12 protein-coding genes are annotated in these 18,196 nt (G+C 41.1%); 9 read left to right on the plus strand and 3 right to left on the minus strand.

All coding sequences use genetic code 11. The features are described 5' to 3' along the window. Positions 1-68 precede the first annotated feature (68 nt). The 3 genes from A33Q_RS12010 to alr all read left to right on the plus strand — a co-directional run bounded on the left by A33Q_RS12010 (position 69) and on the right by alr (position 5,210). Positions 69-1,253 (plus strand): PorV/PorQ family protein, encoded by a 1,185-nt coding sequence (locus tag A33Q_RS12010; RefSeq protein ID WP_009035001.1) that lies wholly within the window; start codon positions 69-71, stop codon positions 1,251-1,253. 103 nt (positions 1,254-1,356) lie between these two features. Next, positions 1,357-3,960, plus strand: a complete 2,604-nt coding sequence (locus A33Q_RS12015; protein WP_009035000.1) for a hypothetical protein — start codon at positions 1,357-1,359, stop codon at positions 3,958-3,960. 95 nt (positions 3,961-4,055) lie between these two features. Further along, the gene (alr, locus tag A33Q_RS12020) at positions 4,056-5,210 is read left to right on the plus strand and encodes an alanine racemase (RefSeq protein WP_009034999.1); all 1,155 of its coding nucleotides are present in this window, start codon (positions 4,056-4,058) and stop codon (positions 5,208-5,210) included. 283 nt (positions 5,211-5,493) lie between these two features. Here the strand turns inward: alr and A33Q_RS12025 are convergent, their stop codons facing one another. Both A33Q_RS12025 and A33Q_RS12030 read right to left on the minus strand, forming a co-directional pair. Then, positions 5,494-6,276 (minus strand): hypothetical protein, encoded by a 783-nt coding sequence (locus A33Q_RS12025; RefSeq protein WP_009034998.1) that lies wholly within the window; start codon positions 6,274-6,276, stop codon positions 5,494-5,496. A 222-nt stretch (positions 6,277-6,498) separates the two neighbouring features. After that, positions 6,499-7,638: an amidohydrolase gene (locus tag A33Q_RS12030; RefSeq protein WP_009034997.1), complete on the minus strand. Its 1,140-nt coding sequence runs from the start codon at positions 7,636-7,638 to the stop codon at positions 6,499-6,501. Between the two features lie 322 nt (positions 7,639-7,960). Between A33Q_RS12030 and A33Q_RS22310 the strand changes: the two genes are divergently transcribed. From A33Q_RS22310 to A33Q_RS12055, 6 genes are all read left to right on the plus strand, one after another. Next, positions 7,961-8,137 carry a hypothetical protein gene (locus A33Q_RS22310; protein ID WP_009034996.1) on the plus strand — a complete coding sequence of 59 codons (177 nt, stop codon included), beginning with the start codon at positions 7,961-7,963 and terminating at the stop codon, positions 8,135-8,137. 87 nt (positions 8,138-8,224) lie between these two features. Beyond that, entirely contained in the window at positions 8,225-8,884 is a 660-nt protein-coding gene (locus A33Q_RS12035; RefSeq protein WP_009034995.1) for a pseudouridine synthase, read from the plus strand. 256 nt (positions 8,885-9,140) lie between these two features. Next, positions 9,141-10,112, plus strand: a complete 972-nt coding sequence (locus A33Q_RS12040) for an AAA family ATPase (protein WP_009034994.1) — start codon at positions 9,141-9,143, stop codon at positions 10,110-10,112. A 189-nt stretch (positions 10,113-10,301) separates the two neighbouring features. After that, positions 10,302-13,115, plus strand: a complete 2,814-nt coding sequence (locus tag A33Q_RS12045) for a TonB-dependent receptor (RefSeq protein ID WP_009034993.1) — start codon at positions 10,302-10,304, stop codon at positions 13,113-13,115. Between the two features lie 39 nt (positions 13,116-13,154). After that, positions 13,155-14,765, plus strand: a complete 1,611-nt coding sequence (locus A33Q_RS12050) for an InlB B-repeat-containing protein (RefSeq protein WP_009034992.1) — start codon at positions 13,155-13,157, stop codon at positions 14,763-14,765. A gap of 77 nt (positions 14,766-14,842) precedes the next feature. Continuing rightward, complete coding sequence (locus A33Q_RS12055; RefSeq protein WP_009034991.1) at positions 14,843-15,418, plus strand: hypothetical protein; 576 nt, start codon at positions 14,843-14,845, stop codon at positions 15,416-15,418. A 440-nt stretch (positions 15,419-15,858) separates the two neighbouring features. On the opposite strand, the gene A33Q_RS12060 is transcribed toward A33Q_RS12055, so the two are convergent. Beyond that, positions 15,859-18,105, minus strand: coding sequence for a TonB-dependent receptor domain-containing protein (locus A33Q_RS12060; RefSeq protein WP_016255182.1), 2,247 nt, complete (start codon positions 18,103-18,105; stop codon positions 15,859-15,861). Between the last annotated feature and the right edge of the window lie 91 nt (positions 18,106-18,196).

Consider the following 18,196-nt stretch of genomic DNA (forward strand, 5'->3'; position numbering starts at 1 on the left):
CTTGAGCCACAAATCAGATTCTACAAAGAAAAAACAAATTCAAGCACTACTACTGAACTTTAAACAAAATGAAAAAGCATCTATCGGCAATCATCCTTTTTTCCTTGATTAGTATTCAAAGCTTTGGCCAAGGGTCAATCAGCTATTACACCCCTACGCATTACTATGGGCTTTTTTCTCAGGAAACTACATCTGCCAGGTCAGCAGGTATGGGAAGAACAGCTATTACCATGGATGGGATAGACAATGCATTTTACAATCCAGCTGCCATCGGCCTGACCAAGGCAAAGATATCCACCCATTTCAATTACGCTCATGGTGGGCAAGTAAGGATTAATTCCCATTACCCATTTGCTGGTGTTACCTACAGGGTCAATGATCGTCTCAACCTTGGTCTTAGTTCATTCAGGTGGACGGACCGAAACCCTATATGGACTACACAGATCGCTGGAAGGGACTTTTCTGTAGACAAAAGAGAGCAAACCATGTTTTCTGTTAATGCAGCCTATGAAGTAATAGACGGATTGTATGTAGGTGCTTCAGGATTGTATTTGTATGAAGAAGGTATCCCGGGAAGTATTACTTCCAGAGATTTTATTTTCAACTTAGGAGCTATTTATGAAAAAGAGGTGGATTGGATAAAAGTGGAAAAAATGCAGAACCAGAAAATAAGAGGGGCAGCAAGTCTTGTCAACGCAGGCATGAAAAACAGGACAGAACAGACTTATGAGGATTTACTTAATTACCGGTCTATGCTTATTCTCCTTCATCTGGGTGCATCCTATCATTTTTCTGTCCCGCTATCCAACAATTTAGTACAAGGAAAAGGTTTTTTTGATCAAAACTCCAAGCAGATGGATGTAGGTGTTCATTTACAGTTCAGAGATGAGCTTCCTGGCAAGGATCCTTTAAATACTCAGGGGTACAACAGTTCTTTTGGAGTTGGAACCGAAACTTGGTTTTTCAATACCATTGCCTTAAGAATGGGGTATTATTTTGAGAAGAGACCCAAAGATATCCGACCCGAAGGCGGCGCTTGGGTAACTACAGACGTAAAGGGCTTTACATGGGGATATGGTGCCCGTTTGCCACTTCATCAGTGGACTGAAGGACAGTTTCCATTCAATGCAGAAGTGAACTTGGTTACAGGGAGAATACTTGGAGAGGTCAGAAAGGACTATGCCCACAGACCTCCTATTGGTGAAAATAACTTTCTTTTTTCGATTGGGGTCAATCTTCAATGGGTAAAGTAAATTCGTGAAATGAGGATAGTTCAAAAATAACCGAGCTCAAGCCTGTATATTTGATGATATTTTGAAGGTTTTACGATGTAAGGATATACCAACCTTAATCATCATGAAACCGAAGATTTACCTCCTCCTGTTTTTTGCCTTTTTTCTGGCAGTAAACTCCTGCAAAGATGTGGAAGAACCTGATCTGCCACCTATCATTGACAACCCGGATCCAGATCCTGACCCAGACCCGGATCCACAACCCACCGGGTATCCCACCATGGATATCAATGTGGTTTTTCCCGAGAATGTCAGTCCCGATCTGGAAGGTGCCAGGGTGATCGGAGCATTCAAGGAGCATCCGCTTCAGGGCAGCAGTTCCAAAGTATTCGTGCCACAGGGAAAAAGCCAGTTGGCCTTTCTTCAGGACAAGGATGACAACATACTTTTACTCGGCTTTATCAATGACAAAAACAAAACCCTCAGCATTCAGTCTTCGGCAGAAGCCTTGGCTTTCTTGGGCCTTGGCGGATTTACCCTGCCTTCTTCTGTGCAGGAAAAATACCCCGATGAAGCAGCAAGCCTTCCAGGAATGGATGAATTCAAAAAGAAATTGACCGAACTATATGTAAGCGACAATAAGCTCTTTGAAACCGAAAAGTACATCCATGCTCTGGAAGACTTTGCGAGACCGATTTATGAAAAAGGAGAGGAGATAGACATCCGGGCAAGGCAGATCAACGTTGCCCCGACAGGGTACAAAAGCGGCATACAGGTTTTTGACAATGACTTCCAGTCCATACTCATCAGGAACCAATACCTGCGAGTGGCCTATGCTTATTTGTACAAACTTTCCTTTAAGGACAAAGAAGGCACAAAAACAGAATTGATCAAATCCAAAAGTTTCAATCCTTCCCAGAGTCCTGCCATATTCAGTGAAAAGGCCATAGATGCAGCGAATAAATCCGGAGGGATTATGGGTGTACTGACAGATCACCTGGCAGGAAACGGGATGGAAGTATTTATGAAAGAGACAGGCCCTATTTCCATTCCCTTAGGGGCAAATGAATCAGAAGCTGAATATGCAGTTCGGTTGGTTGGTCCCACATTTGGGAACAGCGCACAGAACAGGATGACTACCAAAGAACTGGAAAAGTATACCGAGATGGCTATACAGACATTTCTAGTGGAAGCCTTGATCCCGGCTATAGGATATTTTATCAACAACAATATCAAAATAGATGGAGACGAGGGATGGCCTTTGGAAATGATGAATTCCGCAACCACTTCGTTTATAAACGGATACCCTGAGATCGCCAAAAAGGTGGAAGAAGGACAGTATAGGGAAGCCCTGAAGGAATCATTGGAGAAGATTTTTATTGATCCTTTGCAGGATGCAGTAGCTGACAAGGCCAAAAATCAACTACTGGATATGATTTTTTCTAAATACGCCAAAGACCCTGAGTTCGGTAATCTATATGACACCAAAGACCTGCAGACCAAAAGTCGGACTGCTAAATTCTTAAAGGCTTTCGATCTTATTGAGAAAGCATTGGGCTTTTGGGATGCTGACAGATTGATGGCCCACCTGACCAATGCAAGGCCCGTAGAGCAGTTTTTGGTGACAGCAAGAGAGCATGATATCAAACTTCTTCCAAAAACAGCGTCAATCACTGCACTTTCCAATCAAGAATTTACTGTGGAGACTAAAACAGAACTCAGCGATGGACAGGCCTTTCTATACAAGTGGTCGACTTCGGGAACCTTTGGAAATATAAGGGATAATCTGGGCAACACCGGCAAAGAAATCGAAAATGGGCAGAAGACTATAACTTATCGGTCCGACAGGGCAGCTGTACCAAATGATGCCAAGGAAACCATATCAGTGCAGGTATTTGTGAAGCAAGGACCCAATGAAACCAAAATTGGAGAGGCATCCTCTACCTTGACAATCAAACCGGCAAGATTAGTACTCAAACCTGGTGGAATCACCTTGTCCGGAAAAGAAAAACAATCGGTAGCATTATATGTGGAATGGTTAAGTGGAAACCCTTTTGAACAGGAAGAGTTTTTTGAATATAGATATGAATGGTCTACACCCGGTCAATACGGCATGTTTGAGGGCAAAACTACCGCAATCACCACCCAAAGACCAAGACTTACTTATCAGGCACTTGATGAGGATGTGGAAAAAGAAGAGGAAAGTTTAAAAGTAGACATCTATATGAGGAGAAAAGATGGAGGCGATTGGTTCAAATACCATACAGCCGAAGGAAAAGTCAACATCGAAAATGATGACAATTACAAAATCCTCCATGTTCCCTTTACACCGATTACTTTTCTGCGAACGCCAAAACCTTACATAGCTCAAGGAGGGTCACAAGGTACAAGTGTTGGATACAGTGTTTGGCATACTGCTGTCTTTGATAAAGAAGAAAACCATGAATCATATACGATCAGGACCTACGGGTTCAAAAGGCAGATCGGGTGGCTTTTCACTACATTTTCATGGAATGCGAACGGCACACATGCCAACCTTCTTGCTCAATATATAAATAATTCTGATACATGGCAGGGTAGTTTTCCTGAAGATCAGATAGGGGTTTTTATTACAAGAGGGGTATTAGACTGCAATCAATGTGATTTTGGTGAGAGGCTTGCCGGAACCGTAGCCCAATTCAATTCATTCGGAGGTATGGCTGAAATCAAAATCAAACTGAAAAAATAAGTCATTAATCTTTTTGATTAAACCCGAAGGAACAATCCTTCGGGTTTTTGCCTTTTATTTAAACCGCAATCCGGAAATTTTATAACTTAACAGGCATGCAGCACACCTCTTTTATCGAAATCAGTAAATCCGCGTACAAAAAAAACATAGATTTTTTGAAGTCTGAAGTCGGTGATAAAACGGAAATCTCAATAGTCGTCAAAGGCAATGCTTATGGACATGGCATTGAAAATATTGTGCCCTTGGCAGAGGAAAATGGGATCAGGCATTTCAGCACATTCAGTTCGGATGAAGCCTTAAGGGTATACAATTCCAGCCTGCACAATTCTCAGGTGATGATCATGGGAATGCTGGAAAATTCAGACTTAGAAGAAATTCTGCTGAAGGAAATCAGTTTTTTTGCTTTTGAGTTTGACAGACTGGAAGCAGCTATAGCTATGGCCAAAAAACTAAACGTCAAAGCAAAAATTCATATAGAGGTGGAAACGGGTTTTCATAGAACTGGATTTGAATGGGATGACAGAGAATGGCTGGGTAAAATTCTTAAGGAAAACAGGGAACACTTAGAGCTAAAAGGCCTTTGCACTCACTATGCAGGAGCAGAAAGCATCAGTAATTATGTGCGTGTCCGAAAACAGATCAAAGAATATAGTAAGTTTAAAAAGTGGCTGACTGCTGAAGGAATTAAGTTTGAAAAATATCATACTGCTTGTTCTGCTGCTACACTCAGTTACCCTGAAACAATCATGGACCTGGTCAGAATAGGCATTGCTTCCTACGGGCTCTGGCCCACTATGGAAACCTACATGTATAAATTCCAAACACTTCCGGAGCAAAACAAAAATCCTCTGAAGAGATTGATTTCTTGGAAAAGTTCAGTCATGAATACCAAAACGGTCAAAATGGGTGATTTTATTGGGTATGGCTCAAGCTATATGGCACCTCGTGATATGACCATCGCTTTGGTTCCCATAGGTTATGGGCATGGGTATAGCCGTTTGTTAAGCAATCAGGGCAAGGTCTTGATCGGCGGCAAAATAGTGACTGTAGTAGGGACCGTAACCATGAACAGTATTGCTGTAGACATCACAGACTTGGAGGGAACACAAAAAGGAGACGAAGTAGTTATCATCGGAAAACAGGAAGATAATGAAATCACTGTTGCTTCTTTCGGCGAATCTACGCAGCAGGTCAATTACGAATTGCTTACACGCTTGCCTTTGGATATTCCAAGACGGGTGGTGGAGTAGAAGGAAGATTTCAGATTGTAGATTTCAGATTGAGGATTGAAAAAAGGATGAAGGACGACAGGGTGTATATAATGTTCAGGGTCTGGTGTACCGGTTACAGTTCATCCGTTCGTCAATTCATCAGTTCTTCATTTTTTGATTTAAGATTTTAGATTGTAGATTTTAGATTTGACACCATGTCGTTACCGATTTGTCATATCAATTGAGGTCGATTACTTTTCACCATTTAGGGATTAAGCTTTTTATTTCTTGATCATCCTTAATTTCTTAATGGTAATGTTTTTTAGATTCTAGGCTTTCCGAGCAAATACAGTTTATTTCCTCCTTTCCCATTTAGTTTTCCCATTTCCCAATTATACTTTTCGTCTGACATCCCCTCGGTCAATTGCTCCATGTCCTCCAAAGTATAGGTTCTTGCATTCGAAACAGCTCCATCCCAAGCTATAAACAAAGGCAGAATAGGAATCAGGTAAGTAAATACCAGCTGTTGCCAGGTCAAGGGTTTCACAGAAGGGGTAAAAATCAATGTTCCGATCAAGGCAAAAGGAATCGCCAACCACCATAAATAAATAGGAGGAGAATTGTCACTGATTTCATAAATCAAAATAGGCTGGCCGGAGGTTTTGGCATTGGATAAAATTTGGCGGGCTATCTCAGGCTTCATATGGTGCATGCTGCTTACCATGGTTCTGAGACCTTTGATTTCCGGAGAAACCTGAGTGGCATCCAATGAAGTGGTCAAATACTGGAGTCCTTTGCCTTCCTCATTATTGATTTTTTCTGCCGCTGTTTTATTGGGGTAAAGATCACTCAAAATAAGCTTTAAGCCCGGTTGACTCTCCTGAAGTTTTTTGACAATTTCTACCATAGGACCTCCATTTCCTGAGCACAAATCTAAAATTACTTTGTCTTCTGTATAGGTAAGTCCTCTTTTGATCAATGGGCCTAAAAGCCTAGCCGAACCCAGTATTCTATGAAAGGTACTGATGTACCTTGTCATCATAACTCTGATCCAATCCGGAAACCAAGCCTGATCTTCAAATTCAAAAAGTTGAATGCGCTTCATAGGTCGAATCTACTGAATTTTCCGCTGAAAACATTTGATTTTGAAGCAACTACAAAAAAATTCTTTAAAGAATCCCGCTCCATTTTACCAGACTTCAAAGAGACTCTCACCTATATAAGCTTACCCAATAATTTCACCTATTGTATCCTTTATGGATTGGACATTACATCTGACAGGTTTTTATCCATTTCCCTAACCTTGACAAGGTAGGATTATATGGTTTTAGTCTTCAAAATGTAATTTTTGAATGATCTCCCAAAACATACTTACGCCGGTATCGATCAGTCCATCCGGAAAATCAAAATTAGGCTCGTGCAATTGAGGTTGTTTGGTCCCTGATCCCAAACCAAACAGCAAGGTTTTTGTCTTTTTGGAAAAATGTCCAAAATCCTCTGACCACCTAAAAGGAATCCTGATATGCTTTACTTTCAAACCCAACTTTTTTGCTGCATCATTCCCATAATCCCATGCTTCTGGATCATTGTGGGTTGCTGCGAAGCTCTCTACAAATTCAAAACTAATCTCCAATCCATACTCTTTGGCAATTTGAGTACAAAGCTTTTCAGCATAAGCGACTAGAATATCACGTGTCTCATTTTCATAAGCCCTCAATGTAGCACACACTACAGCCTCTCCCGGAGTGGTACCAAATGCTGCTTCTCCTAACTTGGCATGGATTACTGTGACTAATGTAAATCTTTTCATGGCATCAGGAAGCTTTTCCAAGGCAACCAGGCACTTTGCCATGGCTTCGGCTGGAGAATTACCTGCTTCTGGATGAGCCGAGTGAGAGTTGCGACCCTTTAGCTTAACAATCATGCCTACTGAAGCGGCAGCAAATGCCCCTTTCTTGATCACTACCTGATTTTTCTCATAGCCAGGTAGGTTGTGAAGTGCAAATCCAACATCCGGATTATGTTTATGGAATTTTTTATCTGCTAAGACTGCCTGAGCTCCCTCTCCGATCTCCTCTGCCGGTTGAAAGAGCAAGACCACTTTCCCTTTTTTCGGCCTTTCGTTGGAAAGCTTCATTCCAAGCCCGGCAATAATCGCCATATGTCCGTCATGACCACAGGTATGGGATTTTCCTTCGATTTTGCTTTTGTGTGGAATAGCGTGATCTTCTTTGATAGGTAACCCGTCCAACTCACAACGGAACATACTGGTTTGCCCCTTTTCCTTTCCCTCGTAGATAAATGCGAGACCCGTACCTCCCAATTCCTCCACTACCTCATCAGGTTCAAATGCTTTGAAAAATTCAAGCACCCTTTTGGCGGTTTCCTTTTCTTCTCCCGATAATTCAGGGTATTGGTGCAGAGTTTTTCTAAAATCTATGAGTTGTTTGAGTTCAGACTTATTCATCAAAAAACGGTTTAAGTGGGACAGCTAATTTTATAATTACAATAGCATTTAGGATAACATTTCGAAAGTCCAGATTTGTAAACAAAGTTTGTTTTTACTTTTAATCCAACTTTGGAAAATTTTAATCTCACTTGAAGTTTTATCTAAAGACCATTGAATACTTCTACAGGACAAATCTATAACAATGATTGTTCCTATGCATACATATTCCAAGCGCATTTGGTATTGGTAGCAAATTTTTTCAACTGAGGCTCACAGACCTTATATTTTTCCAAGAACTTTTTTATATTGAAAAATGCTTACCACTAAATCCATTTGAAAAATGACAACTGAACAAAAGACAGCCATCGAAAAAGAGGTTGAAAACCTCAAAGAAGCCCTTACAGGAGATATGTTTAAGGACATGGAAACCCGTGACAGAATCCACAACCTAGAAATGCAATTGAAAGGAGTCAAACCCATGGATAGCCATTTTGACTGCATTGGCTGTGGAAGTTGATTCCAACTAAATCTGATAAAGTACAGGCTTCTGCTTTTTGTCCTTTTTTGCAAAATGCAGAGGCCTTTTCAATTTAATCATTCATTCATGCAGAGTAGGTATTTTGTAATCTATAAGCCTTTTGGCATTCTCAGCCAGTTCAGTGGTGATGCTGATACTTTAAAGGGTCTCTTTGATTTTCCAAAAAATGTGTACCCGGTTGGAAGGCTGGATAAGGACAGTGAAGGTCTTCTGCTTATCACAGATGATAAAGAACTGAATCATCACTTACTCAATCCAAGGTTTGGGCACAAAAGGACCTATTTGGTGCAGGTAGAAGGAAGCCCCAATGAAAAAGAAGTGAAAAGACTGGAAAATGGACTGGAAATCAATGTTGATGGGAAAAACTACATTACTAAAAGAGCAAATGCCAGCCTTTTGCAGCAAGCACCAGTCTTGCCCGATCGGAATCCACCGATAAGGTTTCGGAAATCCGTACCCGACACCTGGATTGAGCTGAGCTTAAAGGAAGGGAAAAACAGACAGGTCCGGAAAATGACAGCTGCAATCGGGTTTCCTACGCTAAGGTTGGTTCGGCTTGCTATGGAAAACCTCTCTGTAGCCGGTTTTGAGGTTGGTGAAGTAAGAGAATTTGCTCAAGAGGAAATTTATGCATTGCTAAAACTTGACCCTAAAAATATCTACCAACAAAATTTAACATCCGGAAAGAAATCTTTTTTACGGTCACCCGTTAAAAGAGGACGATAATCAAACCCTCCTTTTTGCCATTTATCATTTACAAAAAACGGAAATTGGGATACAGGGTAATTTGTTATAATTTAGCCAGCGTTTTAATAGAGACGAGATTTGAGGCAGGAAAATGGTACCAAGTACAATGTACCAAGAAGGGTTGGAGGGAGTATAGGGCCTCTTAAATCGTACTTCGTAAATCATAATTAGAGACAGGGAATCGAGCTTCAAAAAATATTTCCATTTATTTCAACTGTATATCAAATTTAAAAACATGCATCAGGAAAAAATCCAACAGGTAATAGAAGAGGTAAAAAAGATCGTGGTAGGGCAGGACAGAATGGTCAACAGGTTGTTGATCGGACTTTTTACCAATGGCCATATCCTTTTGGAAGGTGTGCCGGGTTTGGCCAAAACACTTACCGTCAACACACTTGCCAAAGTTCTTCACCTGGATTTTAAGAGAATACAGTTTACTCCGGATCTTTTGCCTTCGGATTTGGTGGGTACTATGATTTACAATCAGCAGGAGGCCAATTTTGAAGTGAAAAAAGGACCAATCTTCGCCAATATTATTTTGGCGGATGAGGTAAACCGGTCTCCAGCAAAGGTACAATCAGCGCTTTTGGAGGCCATGCAGGAAAAGCAAGTAACGATTGGCGAAACGACATTTCAACTCGATAGACCATTCCTTGTATTGGCTACCCAAAACCCGGTAGACCAGGAAGGTACTTATCCTTTACCAGAAGCACAGGTGGATAGGTTTATGATGAAAGTTCACATCGACTATCCAAGTAAAGCAGACGAAATGGAAGTCATGAGGAGAATGGCGAATATGCAGTTCAACTCTGAAGTCAATGCCATACTTTCCAAAGAAGATATTTTTGCGATCCGTTCCATGATCAATGAAGTCAAGATAGCAGAGCCTTTGGAGCAATATATCATTGAATTGGTATTTGCAACCAGATTTCCGGAAAAATATGGACTTGCAGAAGAAGCGAAATACATACAATTCGGGGTTTCTCCAAGGGCAAGTATCAACCTTAATTTGGCGGCGCGTGCATCTGCTTTTATGGAGGGCAGGGACTATGTACTTCCCGAGGACATCAAAGCGGTAGCGGAAGATGTGCTCAACCACAGAATTATACTCAATTATGAAGCTGAAGCAGATAATGTTTCTACTCGTGATCTGATCAGGATATTCTTGGACAAAATTCCTATTAACAAATCGGTAACATTGAAATAGGCCTAACCAGTTTATTTTGACATATTGTCTGTTCATAGACAAAGCGGGGTCATTGCAATATTAATTTATTGTGGTGACCCCTCTTCATTTTTTGGCCTCAAATTAACGAATTGATAATTTTTCCTACTCATTCAATTTACACTGTATGATGACTTTTGTGCTGTTCAAAGCTGTACAAAAATTATTATCATGAAAAAGAAATTTTACCTCAGTTTTCTGGCTCTGATGTTTGTGGGATTAGCTCATAGTCAATCAGGGTCTATTAGAGGCGTCGTCTCAGATGCCATAACCGGAGAGACTATTATTGGAGCCAATGTCAGGGTTGAAGGTACCATGCTTGGAGTGGCCACAGGGCTTGATGGAGATTTTGAAATATCGAGAGTAGAGCCTGGCACTTACAATATTGTCGTTTCCTTTATTTCGTACAAGACCTTAAGATTTGAAGATGTGCAGGTAGTAGCCGAAAAAGCTACCGTCATCAATGTGGAATTGGATGAAGATTTGGGGGACCTTGGAGAAGTAGTCGTATTAGCCTCTAGGGAAACGGGAAATAATATCGCTATAGTATCTGAAATCAGAAAATCACTTCAGGTAGTCAGTGGTATTTCTTCTGAACAAATTAGGCTATCCCAGGACGGTAATGCCGCCCAAGTCATGAAAAGAGTTTCGGGTGTCAGCATTGTTGACAACAAATTTGTTCGAGTAAGGGGTGTGGATGACCGCTACAATGTAGTCATGATCAACAACTCGATTGCTCCTACGACTCAGGTAGATAAGAGAACATTTTCTTTTGATTTGATCCCAAGCGAAAACTTGGACAGAATGCTGATTTACAAATCTGCTTCTCCTGAAGTACCTGGTGACTTTGCCGGCGGAATGATAAAGGTATTTACAAAAAATGCTCCAGATGAGGACTTCATCAGTGTCGGAATGGGTATGGGTTTCAGGCAGAATACCACCTTTCAGCCCTATCTTCAGACAGAAGGGTCCAAGACTGATTGGTTGGGATTTGACAGCAACAGGGGCTTGCCTGCAAACTTTCCTACAACTGACGAATTGAACAGTTCAGGCACAGGAAATCCATTAAGAGCTGAAGCTGGAAGAATGCTATCTGACAATTATCGCATGGATGAAATGAGCACACTTCCAAACGGTAGCTTGGGTCTTGCTTTTGGGAAAAACTGGTCAATTTTCGGTAAAAGACTTTCAACACTTACCAGTGCATCCATTGCCCAGGATTACCAATATTTTTTGGCTGAAAGAAACAGGTATTTCTTCCCAGTACCAGGTCAGCCTACGGAAAAAAGAGATGAGTATTTTGACAATACCTACATGAAATTCAATGAGGTAGGCATCATGTCCAACTGGATGCTCAGATTGAATGCAGATAATAAAATTGAATTCAGAAACCTTTTCAACCAAAGTGGTGAAAACGAAACAGTTTTCAGAGAAGGGAGAGATTTTATCCAGCGTCCAAATGGAGCACGCGATTATTCCTTTAGATACGAATCCAGAAGATTATACACCGGTCAGTTGGAAGGAACTCATCTTTTCAACCAAGAAAACACAAAATTAAACTGGGTTCTTGGCTATAATTCACTGGGACATGAAGAGCCTGATTTCAGGCGTTTAAGAACAGTTCGTGCCGATGTAGCAGGAGAAGGACAGTTTGAAATTATCGCACCCCCAAGTTCTAGCCCTCAGGATTTGGGTAGATATTATGGTTACATGAATGAGCAAGGGCTTGTCAACGGCGTAAATTTTGAAAAGAAATTTCAAGGGGTTGAAAAAGACAGGCCAAAGATCCTTCGAGCCGGTTACTTGGCAGATTACAAGTGGAGAGATTTTCAGGCAAGATACATCACCACTTTTTTCCCAGGATTTCATGATCAGGAACGAGGGCAGGAGCTGATAAGGCTTCCAATATCAGAAGCATTTGCTCCTGAAAATTACAGCCAGGGAAATGGTTGGTTGATCCAAGAAGGAACCCGACCAAATGACCAATACGATGCCTCTACTTTGGTAGGAGCAGGATATGTAGGGGGAGTTTATCCAGTGGGTAAGTTTAACCTTTCTGGCGGGGTAAGATCCGAGTACAGCATTCAGGCCCTGAATTCCGCCAATGATGCAGGCCCTGTCACAGTAGAAAATATTGAGCTAGCTGTTCTTCCGTCATTAAACATTGATTACAATTTTTCAGATAGGTCATTGCTAAGATTGGGCTATGGTAAAACTGTGAACAGGCCAGAGTTTAGAGAAATGGCTCCATTCCTTTACTACAGCTTTGAATTTATCGCAGGCTTCTTTGGCAATCCAGACTTGCAAATGGCCAGGATAGACAACATAGACCTGAGGTACGAATTCTACCCAAATGAGGGAGAAACACTAAGTATTGGGGCGTTCTACAAATTTTTTGACGATCCAATTGAAAGAATCCAAAGAAATATTACCGAAACACTTCAATTTTCTTATGCCAATGCAGAAGATGCAACTGTCTATGGGGTAGAAGTGGAGGCCAGAAAGTCCTTAAATTCTGTAACATCAATCAGGTATCTGAGAAACCTGTCTTTCAATGTAAATGCTTCTTTGATTTGGTCTGAGGTATTTTTGGGTGATGATGTTGCTTTTGAAGCCAATAGAAGAGCGCTTCAGGGACAATCCCCTTACGTGGTCAATGCAGCTATGTATTACATAGACCCAGTGACAGATTTTCAGGCAAGTCTGGCCTACAATGTACAAGGGCCAAGGATCTTTGTCGCAGGCAATGTCAATAACCCTTCCATCTATGAGCTGGAAAGGCATGCAGTGGACTTAACAGTCTCAAAAACCTTTAGAGAAAGGACAACAGTAAAATTTGGTATTCAGGACCTTCTGAACTTTCAATATAGATTTTATCAAGATTCCAACTTTGACAAGAAGATTGATACCAGCATTGATGATCCAATGTACCTATGGAGAAAAGGAACTCTTTTTAGCCTGAGCCTAGGCTATAGAATCAAGTAATCTTACAAACTAAACTTTATAATTATTTCAATCAAAATCATGAAAAAAAACAATTACCTCATTAAGCTAAGCTTTATTATGGCTTTTGCTTTGGTTCTCTTCTCCTGTGGTGAAGATGACCCAACCCCTTCTGTGAACTATACATTGTCCACAGTTGCATTACCTAGTCAAGGTGGTAGTGTGTCTCCAGCAACGGGTTCACACGCAGCTTCCGCCAATGTAGAAGTGACTGCAACCGCCAACGAAGGCTGGACATTTGTAAGGTGGGAAGGAGATCTTTCCGGTAGCAGCAACCCTGCTACAATTTCTATGAACGGGGACAAGGCCATAGTAGCCGTTTTTGAAGAAGCAAGCAATATCGAAGAGCTTGAAGGAAACTTGGCCACAAGAACACTAACCAATGACAAACAATACCTTATCAAAGGTCAGGTATTTGTTCCGGAAGGTGTAACAGTGACTATTCAGGAAGGAACAGTCCTGTATGGAGAAAAAAGATCAAGAGGAACTCTTATCGTAGACAGAGGCGGCAAATTGATTGCTAAGGGTACTAGAGAAAATCCAATTGTAATGACATCAGCTCAAGAGCCGGGCGAAAGAGACAGAGGCGACTGGGGCGGATTAGTAATCCTAGGAAGAGCTAGAACCAATCAGGTTGATCCAGCTATCGAGGGAATTGATCCAGTTAGAATTTTTGGTGGTGATGATGACAATGATAGCTCAGGTGAATATGAGTTCTTGAGAGTAGAATATGCAGGTATAGAATTGACTCCTAACAATGAAACTAACTCCATTACAATGGGTGGAGTAGGAAGAGGTACCAAAATGGAAAACCTTGTGGTTTCTTATGGTGGAGATGACGGATTCGAGTGGTTTGGTGGCAACGTAGATGGCAAAAACCTTGTCTCGATCTCTACTTGGGATGATGATTTGGATGTGGATTACGGATACTCTGGAAACGTACAGTTTGCATTGATTGTAAGAAACCCATTCTTCGCTGACCAATCTCAGTCAAATGCTTTTGAGTGTGATAACGGTCCTAATGACAACGACGTACAGCCTTATACAACAGGTACTTTCTCTAACGTGACCGTATATGGTCCTCGAGACAGAGTAGGCAGATCCATCTCCGGAAACAACGTGCATATGATTGACTTGAGAAGAAGAACTGCCGTTTCTATTTTCAACTCAGTATTTACAGGATTCCCAACTGGTCTGAGATTCAACACCGCTTCTGTGACTGAACAATACAAAGCAGATAGAGGTGTATTGGCCAACAACATTATGATTTACCCGAACAATCCGTTTGGTGCAGGCGGTGGTGCTGATGTAGCTGACGTAGAGCAAATCTGGAGAGCTTCTAACGAAACGGTACAGCTTCCAGCTGCAGACCAGGATTGGGAAGGTTTCTACAGAGGATATGGCCTGAGACCTGAGAACTTCTTTGCAAGATATACCCTTCAGACTTATCCAAACAATCCTGATTTCACCTTGCTTCCTGAGGGATCATTGGCAACAGGTGCTGATTTCTCTCATTCAAAATTGGGCGACTTCTTTGATTCAGTTGAGTTTATCGGAGCTTTCAGCGACGAGGATTGGACAGACGGATGGGTAGAATTCAACCCATTGAACATTGATTACAAAAACCGTTAATCGGTAAATGATTTCAAGCTTGCCGAAGCCGGTTGACTTCGGCAAGCTTTTATTTTCACTCTTAAAAATGCAAGGAAATGAGAGTCTTAATTGCCCTGTTCATGTTGATACTATTGGGAGCTTGTACATCTTCCAATAAAAGTTATAGTCCCGAAGCCCAGCTTTCGGAAAGAGAACAAAAAGAAATTCTATATACCACTGTAAGGTATTTGGGGCATTTGCCCAAAAAAGGAACACACGAAAATAAATTTAACGCTGACTTTGATGAGTATTACAGCAAATTAGCTCTGGACTTTACCTTGGAAGCGTACCACAAAAAGAATGGTTATGAATACTTTTTAGTAAGCCGAATTGCACCTTCTTTTAAAGTAAAAAAAGTAGCTACAGGTGTGAAAATGAAAAGAGACGCCAATGGAGAGGTTACTTACTATGAGGAAGTATTCAGAACCTGGAAATTTGAGGTCCCGGAAATGCTTGAAAAAGGCTTGATGCTTTTTGATAAAATGGTTCAGGAACAAGACTTAAGCCCTTATTACAATGCCAATTCAGGGGAGGAAGAGTTTATAGAGTTTCCTGATGGAAAAATACAATACGATACAGTTCAAAGAAGGTGGATCGTAAAAGAACCCTCTGAAGTCCTAACACAAAAATAATTTTTTAACATTCGCCTGCCATGGTTTCCATTATGGACAAACCTTGCAAATGGCTATAGGTGGATACGATGCCGGGAAAGAAAGACTGGCCGATTTTGAGGTAAATGTACAGCAAACGATACCTCGATCAGTCCTTTAATCCCGCATCGTTCTTTTTTTGTAATTTATGTAAATCTTTTGTGGGCTTCTTGATCACTTCAACTTTTATGTAGATTTTTTGTACTCTATTTTTCAGATCCCAATAGTGTCATAATTTTAATAAAGTAAAAGCCGATTGTCAAGAGGTTCAACCCGATTTGGGAAGGACACTACTATCTCTTTGATTCCTTTATAAATGAGTAAAAGGAAAATTGCCCATATTCAGAAAAAACTTTTAGTAACTCTGGCTGATTTGATAAACCCCTCTCCTTTTTCAGTGATATCAAACCTACAATCCACCACTAATACCTCATCCCCACTTTTACTCCTCCATAAAAATTCCTTCCCGGGGCAGGCTGATAAAATCTGTTGGCAAAAGCATTCAAATCGTTACCAAGGCTGTAAGTTTCATCCAACAAGTTGTCCACGCCTCCATATACTTCCAAATCCCACTTGCTTCCAAATGTGTTTCTCCAACCTAACCTTGATCCAACTAGGTTGTATGCTTCTTGGAAAACAGTATTGGCATCGTTGAGCGGAATTTCATCCACATACTGATGGGTAAAGTTCATATAAAGTCCGGTTCTGCTTCTGATGTCAAGCAAATTGATCAAAGTATTGGGAGATACGCCTGTCAGCTGGTTTCCGGAAAAATCATTGCCTCCACTTTCAAAATTCGCAAAAGTGAAATAATGTCCCGTAAAAGCATGGTTCAGCTTTACCTCTTCGATCAGACTTCCCTGACTTCTGAAAGGGGAATAGTCCAAGCTGACTTCCACGCCTCTTTGGTCAGTGGCCCCTGCATTTCTAAATAGCACCACCCCCTGTTCATTGGTAAAGGTGGTAATGGTTTGGTCCAGCTTGAAATAAAAAGCCGTAAAGTCAAGGTTGAATATTCCCAATTGACTTCTGTAGCCCGCTTCATAATTGATCCCTCTTTCCGCTTCCAGGTCCAAATTGATACTTCCCTCATTGGTGCGGACTTCGGCGATGGTCGGCGGAGAGAATCCTGAGCTGATACTTCCATGGATACCGGAGTGCTCGTTTACCTTGTATACCAGAGCAATTCTTGGGATAATTAAGGGGTCAAATCTTCTCTCATTGGAAGCTGGCGTATTTGGTCCTGCATCTATACTCCTATTGATATCATATCGGGAGAAGTTCTCAGAAAAGCCCAAGGTCATCAACAATTTGGAAGTCCATTCTACCTCAAGTTGTTGGAATAAAAATGCCTGAGTAGTCACCAGATCATCACTGAACCTCACCGTATCTGCTTGCCCATTTCTATTGCCAAAGTTTTGGGCAAGGGTATTGCCATATTGGTATTCTCCTCCCAGCAGCAATCTTACCGGAAAACCTCTCCAATTATCCTCCAAAGTAAATTTGGTTCTACCTCCATAGCTGAACGCTGTCTCTCTTTTATAATCCAGGATAAATGGGTTCTCAAATTCTTTAGAACTTAAATAGAGTGCTGTATTGTTTTCCCATTTATTGCCCAACTCTATATGATGGCTTAAGGTACCAAAAAGGGTTTTCTGAGCGATAGAACTGTTTTGTTCCACAGAGCCAGGCCTGGCTTGTCTTCTGTCTTCCTCAAGCTGTGCTGTAGTAAGAGCGCCAGGAATCTGATAGTCCAAATCCGAATAAAGTATTTGGGTTGTCAATGACTGTTTATCTGAAATATCCGTATTTAAAGCAATCTGAAAGACTTTACGGTCTACAGCACTATGTTCTCTGAATCCCTCCGACTGCTGTCTGACATAAGAAGCGCTGAGACTTCCATTTTCAAGTTTTTGGTCTATGCCTACCCTATATCTCAAAAGTCCAAAATCACCGAAACCTAAATCTGAAGAAAGGTAATTTTCACTGATCTGTTTTTTACTTTCAAAACTGATAACCCCACCATTTCCCGCTCCAAAAATACTTCCTGCCGGACCTTTGATGATTTCTGTATTTTGAATATTGGATAAGTCCAGAATATTCAGGTCCGTGGTCCCATCAGGAAAAGTAAAAGGGATATCGTTCCAATAGACCTTGACATTGCGGACACCGAAAGGAGACCTTAGCGAACTTCCCCGTATTGAAATCCTGTAGCTTGCAGGAGCCCTTTGCTCGATTCTGATGCCGGGTTTGGTATTAAAAGCACTTAAAACAGAATTTTCGTTGAACCGATAAAGCTCATTTTCCAACACCTTGGAAATCGCCCCTGCCTGGTGCACAAGAGGTCTTTCTGATTCAAACCCACTGACAATCACTTCACTCAGAGCATTGGTGGAAGGGTTCATGTAGATTTCAACTTCATCCTCTGGAGCAACTTGCATGGATATAGTTTCAAAGGCTACATGGGAAAACACCAGGATGCTTACCTTGTCCAAAGGGAGTTCAAGACTTCCATTTTCATCTGAAACTTTATTTTCCTGTCCTTGGATTTTTACCAATACACCAGGAATACTTTCTCCTGTGGATCTATCCTTGATCAGAATTGAAGTCTGAGCATTTAGCTGTTGTAGATTGAAAATTAAAAAAAACGAAAGGAGTATTTGCTTCATGGTTTGGAATTTGTCGAAAGGTAATGCTATTGCTCAATTGATAAAACCCTCTTTTTGTGATTTGGTTAATATAAGGTTTGGAGAAATGTTT

This window comes from Indibacter alkaliphilus LW1, from assembly GCF_000295935.2.
Lineage (GTDB): Bacteria > Bacteroidota > Bacteroidia > Cytophagales > Cyclobacteriaceae > Indibacter > Indibacter alkaliphilus.